Source organism: Sphingomonas sp. (assembly GCF_029239295.1).
Lineage (GTDB): Bacteria > Pseudomonadota > Alphaproteobacteria > Sphingomonadales > Sphingomonadaceae > Sphingomonas.
In genome coordinates, this window is the sequence record NZ_JAQZBC010000017.1 from 1 (window position 1) to 13,012 (window position 13,012).

Annotated in this window: 11 protein-coding genes and 1 pseudogene; 1 reads left to right on the forward strand and 11 read right to left on the reverse strand. The window is 64.6% G+C overall.

Annotated elements, in window-relative coordinates; all coding sequences use genetic code 11:
* The 6 genes and pseudogenes from K0S66_RS14235 to K0S66_RS14260 all read right to left on the reverse strand — a co-directional run.
* Positions 1 to 122, reverse strand: a pseudogene (locus tag K0S66_RS14235) (Hpt domain-containing protein); the annotation flags it as partial.
* 102 nt (positions 123 to 224) lie between these two features.
* Entirely contained in the window at positions 225 to 1,577 is a 1,353-nt protein-coding gene (der, locus tag K0S66_RS14240; RefSeq protein ID WP_301076135.1) for a ribosome biogenesis GTPase Der, read from the reverse strand.
* An 83-nt stretch (positions 1,578 to 1,660) separates the two neighbouring features.
* Positions 1,661 to 2,983 carry a PQQ-like beta-propeller repeat protein gene (locus tag K0S66_RS14245; RefSeq protein ID WP_301076136.1) on the reverse strand — a complete coding sequence of 441 codons (1,323 nt, stop codon included), beginning with the start codon at positions 2,981 to 2,983 and terminating at the stop codon, positions 1,661 to 1,663.
* Positions 2,980 to 3,693: a tetratricopeptide repeat protein gene (locus tag K0S66_RS14250; protein ID WP_301076137.1), complete on the reverse strand. Its 714-nt coding sequence runs from the start codon at positions 3,691 to 3,693 to the stop codon at positions 2,980 to 2,982. The genes K0S66_RS14245 and K0S66_RS14250 overlap by 4 nt, the downstream gene beginning before the upstream one ends.
* Before the next feature lie 65 nt (positions 3,694 to 3,758).
* Positions 3,759 to 4,619 (reverse strand): 3-methyl-2-oxobutanoate hydroxymethyltransferase, encoded by an 861-nt coding sequence (panB, locus tag K0S66_RS14255; RefSeq protein ID WP_301076138.1) that lies wholly within the window; start codon positions 4,617 to 4,619, stop codon positions 3,759 to 3,761.
* Positions 4,620 to 4,663: 44 nt separating this feature from the next.
* Positions 4,664 to 5,047, reverse strand: coding sequence for an ArsC family reductase (locus K0S66_RS14260; protein ID WP_301076139.1), 384 nt, complete (start codon positions 5,045 to 5,047; stop codon positions 4,664 to 4,666).
* A gap of 785 nt (positions 5,048 to 5,832) precedes the next feature.
* Between K0S66_RS14260 and K0S66_RS14265 the strand changes: the two genes are divergently transcribed.
* Positions 5,833 to 8,355: an EAL domain-containing protein gene (locus tag K0S66_RS14265; RefSeq protein ID WP_301076140.1), complete on the forward strand. Its 2,523-nt coding sequence runs from the start codon at positions 5,833 to 5,835 to the stop codon at positions 8,353 to 8,355.
* Between the two features lie 87 nt (positions 8,356 to 8,442).
* Here the strand turns inward: K0S66_RS14265 and guaA are convergent, their stop codons facing one another.
* The 5 genes from guaA to rpsM form a co-directional block, all read right to left on the reverse strand.
* Positions 8,443 to 9,996 carry a glutamine-hydrolyzing GMP synthase gene (gene guaA / locus K0S66_RS14270; RefSeq protein WP_301076141.1) on the reverse strand — a complete coding sequence of 518 codons (1,554 nt, stop codon included), beginning with the start codon at positions 9,994 to 9,996 and terminating at the stop codon, positions 8,443 to 8,445.
* A gap of 204 nt (positions 9,997 to 10,200) precedes the next feature.
* Positions 10,201 to 10,623, reverse strand: coding sequence for a 50S ribosomal protein L17 (gene rplQ, locus K0S66_RS14275; protein ID WP_301076142.1), 423 nt, complete (start codon positions 10,621 to 10,623; stop codon positions 10,201 to 10,203).
* Between the two features lie 193 nt (positions 10,624 to 10,816).
* Positions 10,817 to 11,878 (reverse strand): DNA-directed RNA polymerase subunit alpha, encoded by a 1,062-nt coding sequence (locus tag K0S66_RS14280; RefSeq protein ID WP_301076143.1) that lies wholly within the window; start codon positions 11,876 to 11,878, stop codon positions 10,817 to 10,819.
* Between the two features lie 92 nt (positions 11,879 to 11,970).
* Complete coding sequence (gene rpsK, locus K0S66_RS14285; RefSeq protein WP_019516037.1) at positions 11,971 to 12,360, reverse strand: 30S ribosomal protein S11; 390 nt, start codon at positions 12,358 to 12,360, stop codon at positions 11,971 to 11,973.
* Between the two features lie 104 nt (positions 12,361 to 12,464).
* The gene (gene rpsM / locus K0S66_RS14290) at positions 12,465 to 12,833 is read right to left on the reverse strand and encodes a 30S ribosomal protein S13 (protein ID WP_301076144.1); all 369 of its coding nucleotides are present in this window, start codon (positions 12,831 to 12,833) and stop codon (positions 12,465 to 12,467) included.
* Positions 12,834 to 13,012: the final 179 nt, after the last annotated feature.

Consider the following 13,012-nt stretch of genomic DNA (forward strand, 5'->3'; position numbering starts at 1 on the left):
CGCATCGCCGCTTCGATCGCCGCCACCGATTTGATCCCGTCTTCGCGGAAATAGCCCAGGATGCGCTGGAATCCGGACCCAAGCTCCGCCTTCGCCTTGGCAAAGGCGTCCCCGTCCACCAGGATCCCAGGCTCGACTGACACTGCTTATTCCCCTTTGCCGCATCGGCTGCGATCGTTCTTCGCAACCGCAGCTACGGCTTCAGGGTAAACACTAGGTAAGCGTCACTTTCCGAACGGGTTTTTGGGCGCGCGAAGCGTCAGTCGGATCGGCACCGCGCCAAAGTTCAGGTCGCGCCGAAGCGAGTTTACCAGATATCGTTCGTAGCTGGCGGGCAACTGATCCACGCGGGTGCCAAAAATGACGAAGCTCGGCGGGCGGCTCTTCACCTGGGTGACGTACCGCATCTTGATCCGCTTGCCGCCCGGCGCTGGGGGCGGGTTGGCCTCGATCGCCCGTTCGAACCAGCGGTTGAGCTCACCCGTGGGCACGCGCCGCGACCACGCCTCACGCGTCTCGAACGCTGCGGCCAGCAGTTGGTCGATCCCTCGCCCGGTCATGGCGGACACGGTGATCAACGGCACGCCCTTCACCTGGCTGAGGCCATCGCCCAGCGCCGCCTTCACGCCATTGAACAGCGATGAGGGATTGTCCGCCACGTCCCATTTGTTCAGCGCGATGATCAGCGCGCGCCCTTCCTCGAGCACGCGGTCAGCGATCCGCAGATCCTGCGACTCCAGTCCCAGCGTCGCATCGAGCAGCAGGACGACCACTTCGGCAAAGTCCACCGCGTGCAGCGCGTCGGCGACCGACAGCTTCTCCAGCTTGTCCTGCACCTTGGCGCGCTTGCGCATGCCCGCAGTGTCGATCAGCCGCACCGGGCGGCCCTGCCACTCCCAGTCGATCGCGATCGAATCGCGTGTGATCCCGGCCTCCGGGCCAGTAATCATGCGATCCTCGCCCAGCATCCGATTGACCAATGTCGATTTGCCGGCGTTCGGCCGCCCGACAATCGCCAGCTTCAGCGGCGCGGCGGGATCGTCCTCATCTTCCTCGACGGCAATCTCGTCCTCATCGCGCTCCAGATGGGGAAGCAGCGCCTCGAAAAGGTCAGCGATGCCCTCGCCATGTTCGGCGGACAATTGCACCGGGTCGCCAAAGCCAAGCGCCATGGCTTCCAGCACGCCCTGATCGCCCGACCGGCCCTCAGCCTTGTTCGCGACCAGCACGATCGGGGTTGTCGATCCGCGCAGCCAGCGACCGATCTCTTCGTCGAGCGGTACGATGCCGGCACGCGAATCGACCATGAACAACGCCACGTCGGCCTGAGCGACCGCCGCTTCGGTCTGGAGCCGCATCCGCCCCGGCAGCGATTGGGCGTCATGATCTTCATAGCCGGCGGTATCGACGACGCGAAAATCCAGCCCCAGCAGATGGGCTTCGCCTTCGCGCCGATCCCGCGTCACGCCGGGCCGGTCATCGACCAGCGCCAATTTCTTGCCAACCAGCCGGTTGAACAGGGTCGACTTGCCGACGTTAGGTCGGCCAACAATCGCAACAGTGGGAAGACGTGCCATCACGTGCCCCTACAGCGCCCCGCATCACAGCGGAAGCCGCAGCGTGTCGCAATAGATGTGCCGGCCTCGCAGCCGGCACATGATCACCGATAGGCGGACAGCCGCCCCTTCTGGTCGAGCACGTAAAGCGTCTGGTTCGCGACGACCGGCGCCAGCGTGAACGGCGTGCCGTTGTCGATCGTCACCTGCACGCTGCCATCAGCGGGAGAGGTACCGACCAATTGCCCGCGCGAATTGCTCAGCCACAACCGGTCGCCGGCCAGCACCGGGCCGAACCAGGTATAAGCGTTCTTGCGCTTCTCGACGCTGCGATAGGCTTGGAGCTGGCTGATCCAGCGAACCTTGCCATTGGCGCGTGACAGGCAGACGAGCCGCGCATCATCGGTGATGATGAACAGCCATTCGCCCGCCAGCCAGGGCGTCGCGATGCTCGCGAAGTTCTGCTCCCACAAACGCTGGCCGGTCGCGATCTCCACCGCCACCATGCGGCCGCCCTGCCCAACCGCGTAAACGCGGCCGTCGGCAATTACCGGGTCGGCATCGATGTCCGCCAGGCTCGACACGGAGGTCGAGGCGCTGGTCCGCGACAGAGCGTCCTGCCACAGCGTGCGGCCGTTCTCGTAGCGATAGGCGTTGAGCTCACCCGACGAGAAGCCGGCAACTACCGTACCAGCGGCGGCAGCCGGCGCCGCGACGCCGAACACGCCCTGCGTCTCGACGCTGGCGGTCGCCGTCCAGACAACCTTGCCGTCGTTCTGGTCGAGCGCGAACAGCTGATTGTCCTGGCTCAGGACATAGACCTGGCCGTTGGCGACCGTCGGGGCGCCGCGCAGCGGGCCGCCCGGCTTGGAACGCCATACCACCGTGCCGTCGGTCGCATTCAGCGCGACGACATCGCCCAGCCCATCGGTCGCGTACACCCGGCCGCTGTCGAAGCTCGCGCCGCCGCCGAACAATGCCGACTTGTTGGCGTCGCCATTCGACAGATCGGTCGACCACTGGCTCGCGCCCGTATCGGCGGCGAAGGAATGCACCCGCGCCTCGACGTCGACGACGAACACGCGCCCCTCGGCGATCACCGGCGCCGCGCCCAGCCGCTGCCGGTTCGATCCGCCATTGATGGAGGCGCTCCACAGCCGCGATGGCGATCCGCTCAGCGCCAGATGGCCCATCGACTTGGAGGCATTGCCGCCGGACTGCGCCCATTCGGTATTGACCACCGCAGGGGGCAACAGCACCTGAACCCCGGCCAGCGACGGATCGACCTCCGCGGCGCTTTCCGACACCAGGATCGGAACGCGGTTACCGACGGTAGGCGTCTTCTTGGGTCCGCCCTTGAACACGCCGCAGGCGCTCAGCCCCATCAGCGCCGCGAGGGCGATGGGCGCGGCAATCGATCTTTTCATTGCTTCGTCACGTCCTCTTTCGTGCCTGCCTCGGCCGGCACGGCATCGACGCCCAATACGCCCGCCATCTGAACTGCGCGTTGACGGATGGAGGCCGGCACCTGCTCTGCCTGCGCGATCTGCCCGAACAATCGTCCCGCCAGGTCACGCCGGTTCTGCTTCAGATACGCCATGGCCACCAGTTCGCCGGCGCTTCCGAAATACGGATTTTCCGGCACCGCGATCGCGCGCAACCGCTCGACCACCTGTTCCGGTTTGATCGAATCATATTCCGCGCTCGTCTGGCGGATCAGCGCCAGCTGGCGGAACGGCTCCGCCAGCGAGGTGTCGGCGGCAATTGCCCCGAACTTCGCCGCAGCGCCCTTCAGGTCTTCCTTCTGCAGCAGCAGGTCGGCCTCGGTGAACAGCGCCACCGCGCGGTAGCCCGGCGCGCCGGATCCAGCCAGCTTGGCCAGTTCAGGCGACGCCTTTGCGGCGTTGTTCGCCGCCAGCTCATCCCAGACCAGCTGAAGCTGTTCGCCCTCGCGACCGGCAGCTTCATTCTGCTGGTGGCGCCAGAACAAATAGCCGGCAAAGACCGCCAAGCCCACGACCAGGAGAATGGCAATGGCCAGCCCCCAGCGCTTCGCCAGAGCGGCCGCCTGCTCCTTGCGGAGTTCCTCGTCTACTTCACGCAGAAAGGCTTCGTTATTTTGCGGCGTCAGCGCCACGGCTTACTCCAACTTGTCGGGAAGGCGGCGGACGATACGCTCGCCGCTGAAAAAACAAAAGCGGCTCAGGATTTCGGAACGTAGATCTGATCGGCGCCCGGAAATGTCCGTTGCCGCACCTCATCGGCGTAGCTGGCGGCGCGCTCACCGATGTAGCCCGCCATGTCGCCATAACGCTTCACGAACTTGGGTACGCGGTCGAACATGCCCAGCATGTCCTCGGTGACAAGAACCTGTCCGTCGCAAATGGCAGAGGCGCCGATGCCGATGGTAGGGACCGCGACCGATTGCGTGATCTCCACGGCGATCGGCTCCATCACGCCCTCGATGACGATCGAAAAGGCGCCGGCGTCCGCGACTGCCTGCGCATCGCCCACGATCTTGCGGGCTTCGGCTTCGGAACGGCCGCGCGCGCCATAGCCGCCCAGCGCATTCACCGCCTGCGGCGTCAGCCCGACATGCGCCATCACCGGGATGCCGCGCTCCGACAGGAACGCGATGGTCGATGCCATGGCTGCCCCGCCCTCCAGCTTCACCGCCGCCGCGCCAGTCTGCTTCAGCAGCCAGGCCGCGCTTTCGAATGCCTTTTCGGGGCTCGCCTCATAGCTGCCGAACGGCATGTCCACGATGACCATCGCATGATAGCTGCCGCGCACCACGGCCGCGCCATGCGCCGCCATCATGTCCAGCGTGACCGGCACGGTCGATGGCAGGCCGTAGATCACCTGCCCCAGGCTGTCGCCGACCAGCAGCATGTCGCAATGCGGATCCAGGATCTGGGCCGTGCGCACGGTGTACGCGGTCAGCATGACCAGCGGCTCCTTGCCCTTGCGCTGGCGAACGGCAGGCACGGTCACCCGCTTCATCGGTGCCGCCACCGGGGTAGCCCGGCTGGTGGAACTATCGATCGTGAAGGTCGTGGACATAGGGGCCGCTTAGCCGGTTCGCGTGGGGCAATCCAGCCGAGACCTCAGGCTGGTGAAACAGCGCTGTCCCGCCCCGATGCGTTGTTCAACACTTGCGCGTACGCCTCGGGGGAAAAGCCAACCTCGATCGTGTCGCCTGCGACCAGGATCGGCCGTTTGATCGTCGATGGATGGTCATGCATGATCCGCATCGCGCGCGCTGCGTCCAGCGACTCCCGCTCCGCCTCGGGCAATTTGCGGAACGTCGTTCCCTGGCGATTGAGCACCCGCTCCCAGCCGTGCCGCGCAATCGCGCGCTGAAGCACCTCCCCGTCGACCCCGGCCTTCTTCCAGTCGTGGAAGCGATAGGCGACGTCGTGGCTCTCCAACCAGCCGCGCGCCTTCTTCACCGTGTCACAGTTGGGGATGCCATATACAGTAATCGTCATCATCGCCCTCGTCGTGTTCCGGACCCCCGATAGCGGATGGAGGACGCGAAAACAGGCCGTCTGCTTTCGTCCCAACTGCTGCCATTACGAACCGCTCGGAAACTTAAACACGCCGCAGTCGCGGTCTTCGCGTCGTCGCCGACGAGGTTACCTGATACACACCAGCTTTGGGATCATGGTCATGCTGCCGTCACTGGACATTGGCCGCATTTCTGTGCGCGTCTTAGTGCAGGGGCGTCCATTCTTATCGACAGGTGGCGCAGCATGTCTGGCACGTATCGCGGCCCTCGCTTGCGGACATGCGCTTGTCCGGATCCATTCTTCGGCGACGGCTTTGCCCTTAGTACGGACGCGAAACCTGTAGCGCGACCCGTATCGCTTCTGGTCCGCTGCCGATAACATCGCGAAGGAAGAGCATTGGGGCTGATCGGGTAAAAAAGCCGACGTCGCAAGTAGCACGGCTGCGAGGTTGATAATCATCGTCGCTCCCCAGGATCATGTTTATGCCAGGGTAGAACGCTTGGAAGATGAAGCGGCTGCTCACCACCCCGAAGCGGACAGGAGCGAACCGCACCGCATTGCGCCGCGCGCCACAACGGGTCGAAGTGCAGGATGTCGTATAAAGCCACCGTCATGGCGGTTTTTCGATGTAACAGACGTTAGCGGCATACGCCGGTTCGTCAGTTGCCTCTTGTTAGGAACTCGCCGCTAGAGGATGTGTGGGGTCAAGGGCGAGAACGGGGCAATAGGGGCAGGTGGCAGACGTCAGGGCAATCTGGTGCGCGATGCTGCTGCTCTTCGCCTGTGCGTTCCCACAGGGCGCCAATGCGACCAAGATCGACCTTCTGCACAACGCCTGCGTCGCCAACGTACCCGATGGCGCCTCCCCTTCGGCCATCGCCAACGCCGCCTACGCCTGCGGCGACGCCACCCCCGAGCGTCATCACGAATGGCTGTGGCTACGCCTCGATCATGATCGACTGAATGGCCTGGCTCCCGGCTGGCATCTCCTCGTTGATCAGACCCGTTTCGACAAAATCTCGGTCCTGGTGGTCGACGGCCAGGGCACGCACCGGTCAACTTGGTCGGCCAATGACCTCGGCGACAATTGGGCGCCGGGCGGGTTGCTCAGCTTCCCCGTGGCAAGCGCCGGCTCCGACACGCGCGCCCTCTACCTCGGCTTTCGCAAGCTCGATACGCTGTCGCTGATGCGCAAGGTCCTGGCGGTCTCGCCGGCGACCGCCGTTCGCGACGACTCGCGCTGGCTGATCCTGATGGGCCTGTTCACCGGCGCGCTGCTGTCGGCGCTACTATACAATGCCGTCATCCACGCCGGACAGCGCTATGCCTTCCAGCGCTGGTACCTTTTGTGGATCACGGCAGCGCTCGCTTATGGCCTGACGTGGACCAACATGGCGGCCTTCGTCATCCCCGGGATGGTCGGCCCGACGGCGGTCAGGCTCGACTTCACTCTCGTCGGGCTGATGGTGGCGGCCGGTAACATGTTCTTCTTCGCGGTGATCGAACGCGGCATGTTGCCGCGGCCGATGATCATCGCCGGACGAATGCTGGCGCTGACCGGTGCCATCCTTGGCCCGATGGCAGCGGCTGAAATGTGGTTCCCGCCGCTCCTTACCGACCGCATGCTGAATTATTCGATCGCTGCAACCGGCGTTACCGTCGCTTTGTCCTGCTGGATCGCGGTGCGCCGCGGCAGCCGCGTTGTCTGGTTCTACATGATCGGCTGGGGGCCGGTCATTTGCGTGTTCCTGGCCCGCCTCGCGCGTAATCTGGGTTTTGCGCCGCAGAACGACTTTGTCGACATGGCTACCTTCGCCGCGCTCGCGTTCGAAGGGCTCATCCTATCGCTCGCCATCGCTGACCGCTTCCGGCTGCTGCGGCAGGAACTGGAGCTTTCCCGCCAGCGGCGCGAGATCGTTCAGGCAGAGGCGAACGCCTTGCGGGTCGCCGCGCGGACGGATTTCCTGACCGGCCTCAGCAATCGTGCCGCCTTCAAGGACGAGGCGCAGGAACTGATCTTTGCCCGCACCCCCTTCACGCTGTTCCTGGTCGATGTCGATTATCTGAAGCACACCAACGATCGCGTCGGTCACGCCGGCGGTGACCGGCTGCTGAGCGAGATCGCCCGGCTGCTCTCCGCCATCATCGCGCGCATTCCCAGAGGCCACGTGGCGCGTATCGGCGGCGACGAATTCGTGATCCTCTGCCCCGGCGGCGAGGCGTGCGAGACCGTGCTCGCGCGGGAGATCGCGCAGATGCAGGGCGCGTCTTGGCAGTTCCTGGGGCAGGAACGCACCATCTCGCTCAGCGTCGGTTCAGCGCGCTTCCCGGAAGATGCGACGACGCTCGACCTCCTCTACCAGAACGCCGATCTCGCGCTTTACAATGCCAAGCGGCTCGGCCGGATGCGCTATTATCGTTACGATCCGCTGCAGCGTGCGCTGCGCGATCTGCAGGTCGAATTCAGCAACGACGCGCGCGTCGCGCTGGATCGCGGCGAATTCGCGCTCCACATGCAGCCGCTGGTGACGCTCTCCTCCGGCGCGATCTGCGGCTATGAGGCGCTGCTGCGATGGGACCACCCCGAGCACGGCATGATCACGCCCGAGCGGTTCGGCGATGTCCTGGTGGCCGAGAAGATCGGGCTTCAGATCCAGGAGCGCGTGCTCGACCTCGCGCTCGCGTGGATCAACCGGCATGGCCCCGCGATCGGCACGTTGAGCGTCAATTTCACCGCGGCGCAACTCGTCGGGCGTCAGGCGGCAGACCGCGTGATCGAACGCCTGCGTCACCACAAGGTGCCCCCCTCGTTGCTCTGTATCGAGGTGACCGAGGGCGTGATGCTGGATCGCGGCGCCGATTCGATCCTGGCCAACCTGCGCACGCTTCACGACGCCGGCATTGCCATCGCGCTGGATGATTTCGGGACCGGCTATGCCTCGCTGGTCCATTTGCGCCGCATGCCGGTGGATCGGATCAAGATCGACCGCTCCTTCATCGCCAGCATCGATGAACGCGATGGCGGGACGCTCGCGATCGTCCGCGCGATCATCGGAATGGGTCGCGGCCTGGGCAAGGTCGTGGTGGCGGAGGGGATCGAGACCGAGGCACAGGCGCATCGGCTTCGCCTGCTCGGCTGCCACGTCGGCCAGGGCTTTTATTACGCCCGCCCCGCGCCCGATCCGGTGGTTCAGCAGGAACCAGCACCGGCCCCGGCAGCCCCGAAGCTGATCGCGGAGCCCGCCGACGCGCGGCAGCTACGTCGTATGATCATCGCTGACCGCTAAGCGGCGAACGGCCCGCTACGCTGCCCTGCCCGCCCGTACACTCCCGACATGGCACAGGCGCCTGTCAGCGCGTCGATCAGCGGCCGATCACTCCCATTCGATCGTGCCCGGCGGCTTCGACGTATAATCGTACGTCACCCGGTTGATGCCCTTCACCTCATTGACGATCCGGGTCGCGACTCGCGGCAGGAACCCACCCGGGAACTCGAACGCCTGCGCAGTCATCCCATCGGTCGAGGTCACAGCGCGCAGTGCAAGAACGCTTTCGTACGTCCGCCCGTCGCCCATCACCCCAACCGACCGAACCGGCAAGAGCACCGCGAACGCCTGCCAGATCGCATCATAGAGCCCCGCGTTGCGGATCTCTTCCAGATAGATCGCATCCGCCTTGCGCAGGATGTCGCACCGCTCCTTGCTCACTTCGCCGGGGATGCGGATCGCAAGGCCGGGCCCGGGGAACGGGTGGCGACCCACAAAGATGTCGGGCAGGCCCAGCTCTCGGCCAAGCTCGCGCACTTCGTCCTTGAACAGCTCACGAAGCGGCTCGACCAGCTTCATGTTCATCCGCTCGGGCAGACCGCCGACATTGTGGTGGCTCTTGATCGTGACCGACGGCCCACCAGTGAAGCTGACGCTTTCGATCACGTCGGGGTACAGCGTTCCCTGCGCCAGGAACTCCGCCCCGCCGATCTTCTTCGCCTCGCTTTCAAACACTTCGATGAAGGTCTTGCCGATGAACTTGCGCTTGGCCTCGGGGTCGGTCACCCCGGCCAGCCCGTTCATGAACAGCGCCTCGGCGTTCACATGGACCAGCGGAATATTGTAATGCCCGCGGAACAGGCTGACGACCTGATCCGCCTCGCCGGCGCGCAGCAATCCATGGTCAACGAACACGCAGGTCAGCTGCTCACCGATCGCCTCATGGATCAGCACCGCCGCAACCGCGGAATCGACGCCGCCCGACAGGCCGCAGATCACCTTCTTCTGGCCGACCTGCGCGCGGATCTCGGCGATCTTGGTCTCGCGGAACTCAGCCATCGTCCAGTCGCCGGCCATGCCGCACACGTGCCGGGCGAAATTCTTGATCAGCCGCGCGCCGTCGGGCGTGTGCACCACTTCGGGGTGGAACTGCATGCCGTAGAATTGACGCTTTTCGTCGGCGATGATCGCAAACGGCGCGCCAGGCGACGTCGCGACGGGAACGAAGCCGGGTGCCAGCTCGCTCACATGGTCGCCGTGGCTCATCCACACCTGATGGCGCTCGCCTTCACGCCACAGCCCGTCGAACAGGCCGCAACCGCTCTCCACCTCGACGAATGCCTCGCCGAACTCGCCAGCGTATCCCTTCTCGACTCGCCCGCCGAGCTGGATATTCATCACCTGCTGGCCGTAACAGATGCCCAGCACCGGCACCCCGCTGTCGAACACCGCCTGCGGTGCACGGGGGCTCGCCTCGTCGACGACAGACGCCGGGCCGCCCGACAGGATCACGCCGCGCGGCTTCATCCGGGCAAAGGCTTCGGCGGCTGACTGGAACGGGGCGATCTCGCTGTACACACCCGCCTCGCGGACGCGGCGCGCGATGAGCTGCGTCACTTGGCTGCCGAAGTCGATGATGAGTATGCTGTCGAGCTGTTCCATGGCGGGCCTGTAGCGATCCCGCGCGCCCGACGAAAGAGGGGCAGCACCACAAGGCGTGGAACCAGCGGCTATGTCCTTTCCGCAGTTCAGGCGCCCCAACCGCTTGCGGCTTCATCAGTCCGCTCGCGCCCCCAGCGGCGCAACGAAAAAGGGGCGCTCTGGAAACCAGAACGCCCCTCTTTAGGGATCAGTCGATCGGCGCGATTAAGCGGCCTGATCGAAATCCTCGTCGGTCATCACGGGACCCGAATCCTGGCCCTTGGCCGAGACGTCGCGGTCGACGAACTCGATGATCGCCATCGGCGATGCGTCCGACGCGCGGATGCCGGCCTTGATGACGCGGGTGTAACCGCCGTTACGATCGGCGTAGCGCGGGGCCAGCACGTCGAACAGCTTCACCAGCTGCGCGTCATCGAGCAACCGGGCGTGGGCCAGACGACGGTTCGACAGGCCGCCCTTCTTGCCCAGCGTGATCAGCTTTTCGATGTACGGGCGAAGCTCCTTCGCCTTGGCGAGCGTGGTGGTGATCTGCTCGTGCTTGATCAGCGCTGCCGACATGTTGCGGAACAGGGCAATGCGGTGGGCCGAGGTCCGCTGAAGCTTACGACCGCCTACACGATGGCGCATGGTATATCCTTCTCGTTCGTCAGGGGGCCGTTTGACGGAACCCCGGGACAGGTGGGACGACAGGGCCACCCGATGTACGTCACCCCGGCATCATGCCGGGGTCCCGGTAACTTTGTGCCAGCAGCGGCGTGGCTGGGCCACGCCGTCCGGGCTTGCCCTTGCTCCGACGCAGCCAGGCTGCGCCGGTGCAGGATCAGCCCATGATTTCCTGCTCGAGCTTCTTGGCCATCTCTTCGATGTTCTCAGGCGGCCAGCCCGGGATTTCCATGCCGAGGCGCAGGCCCATCGACGACAGCACTTCCTTGATCTCGTTCAAGGACTTGCGGCCGAAGTTCGGCGTGCGCAGCATTTCCGCCTCGGTCTTGCCGACCAGATCACCGATATAGATGATGTTGTCGTTCTTGAGGCAGTTGGCCGAGCGAACCGACAGTTCGAGCTCGTCGACCTTCTTGAGCAGGTACCGGTTGATCTGCTGCGTGTCGCTGACCGGCTCCGCACCAGCGGCCGGTGCCGCGACGCCGACCGGTGCCGAACGGGTAACCGCCGAATCGTCGAAGTGAACGAACAGCGCCAGCTGGTCCTGGAGAATACGGCCGGCATAGCCCAGCGCATCTTCCGGGGTGACCGTGCCGTCAGTCTCGACGCTCAGCGTCAGCTTGTCATAGTCTAGGTCCTGACCGACGCGGGTCGGGTCGACCTTGTAGCTGACCTGGCGGACGGGCGAATACAGCGCGTCGACCGGGATCAGGCCGATCGGGGCATCAGCCGGACGATTGACGGTGGCAGGCACATAGCCCTTACCGGTGTCGGCGGTCAGCTCCATGTTGAAGGTCGCGCCTTCGTCCAGGTGACAGATCACCAGTTCCGGGTTCATCACTTCGATGTCGCCGGACACTGCGATGTCGCCAGCCTTCACCTCGGCCGGGCCAGTCGCGGACAGCTGCAGACGCTTCGGGCCTTCACCCTGCATCTTCAGTGCGATCTGCTTCACGTTGAGGACGATGTCGGTAACGTCCTCGCGCACGCCAGCCAGGCTCGAGAATTCGTGCAGAACGTTCTCGATCTTGATCGACGTGACGGCGGCGCCCTGCAGGCTCGACAGCAATACGCGCCGCAGCGCGTTGCCGAGCGTCAGGCCAAAGCCACGCTCCAGCGGCTCGGCCACGAAGGTCGCCTTGCGCTTGCCATCGCCGCCCTTCTTCTCGAGCGCGTTGGGCTTCTTAAGTTCCTGCCAGTTCTTTGCGTTGACGGACAAGGCTCGTGTCCCCTGATGTTGGGCCAGTCGTGGGGCGCGACCAGCCTGGAAATAAAAGGGCACCCCGACTCGTCAGCCGGGGGCCAGAACCATCAGACGCGGCGACGCTTCGACGGACGCACACCATTGTGCGGGATCGAGGTCACGTCACGAATCGACGTGATCTGAAAACCGACCGCCTGCAGCGCGCGAAGCGCCGACTCGCGGCCCGAACCCGGACCCTTCACCTCAACCTCGAGCGTGCGCACGCCGTGCTCGGCGGCCTTCTTGCCCGCGTCTTCGGCAGCAACCTGTGCGGCATAGGGGGTCGACTTACGCGAACCCTTGAAGCCCATCATACCGGCCGAAGACCAGCTGATCGCATTGCCCTGCGCATCGGTGATGGTGATCATGGTGTTGTTGAAGCTGGCGTTGACGTGCGCCACGCCGGCGGTGATGTTCTTGCGCTCGCGACGGCGAATACGCTGCGGTGCCTGTGCCATTTGGTAACCCTGACCTTACTTTGCAATGCGGTGGCGGGAGGCACGCGCCTCAGACCAGCCACCGACGGAGAAGAAATGTGATGCTGTTCTTTCGAACAGCGCCCTTACTTCTTCTTGCCTGCGATCGGCTTCGCCTTGCCCTTGCGCGTACGCGCATTGGTGTGCGTGCGCTGGCCGCGGACCGGAAGGCCCTTACGGTGACGCAGGCCGCGATAGCAGGCCAGGTCCATCAGACGCTTGATGTTCATGGCGGTCTCGCGACGCAGATCGCCTTCCACGGTGTAACCGGCGTCAATCGCTTCGCGGATCTGGAGAACCTCCTGATCGCTCAGGTCCTGCACACGGCGCTCCGGTGCGATCTCGAGCTTCTGGGTGATTTCCTTGGCCTTCGAGGGGCCAATGCCGTGGATGTACTGGAGCGCGATCAGAACGCGCTTGTTGGTCGGGATGTTAACACCCGCGATACGTGCCATGAAATTCTATCTCCTCATGCTCCACGGGACGCGGCATGGATCACGCGCCCCATCTCTTCGCAGGACCTTCCGCCACGCAGAAATGCGGCAAGCGCGTTTCGCACTGCCGGAAATCAGGTGTTGGAAGGGCGGTGAATTAGGCGCGCGCAAACGCCATGTCAAGCAATGGGTTCCGCTGC

Coding starts and splice junctions, on each gene's coding strand:
- K0S66_RS14245 (WP_301076136.1), bottom strand. CDS start 2,983: ATGAAAAGATCGATTGCCGCGCCCATCGCCCTCGCGGCGCTGATGGGG.
- guaA (WP_301076141.1), bottom strand. CDS start 9,996: ATGGAACAGCTCGACAGCATACTCATCATCGACTTCGGCAGCCAAGTG.
- K0S66_RS14260 (WP_301076139.1), bottom strand. CDS start 5,047: ATGACGATTACTGTATATGGCATCCCCAACTGTGACACGGTGAAGAAG.
- K0S66_RS14265 (WP_301076140.1), top strand. CDS start 5,833: ATGCTGCTGCTCTTCGCCTGTGCGTTCCCACAGGGCGCCAATGCGACC.
- rpsM (WP_301076144.1), bottom strand. CDS start 12,833: ATGGCACGTATCGCGGGTGTTAACATCCCGACCAACAAGCGCGTTCTG.
- rpsK (WP_019516037.1), bottom strand. CDS start 12,360: ATGGCACAGGCACCGCAGCGTATTCGCCGTCGCGAGCGCAAGAACATC.
- panB (WP_301076138.1), bottom strand. CDS start 4,619: ATGTCCACGACCTTCACGATCGATAGTTCCACCAGCCGGGCTACCCCG.
- rplQ (WP_301076142.1), bottom strand. CDS start 10,623: ATGCGCCATCGTGTAGGCGGTCGTAAGCTTCAGCGGACCTCGGCCCAC.
- der (WP_301076135.1), bottom strand. CDS start 1,577: ATGGCACGTCTTCCCACTGTTGCGATTGTTGGCCGACCTAACGTCGGC.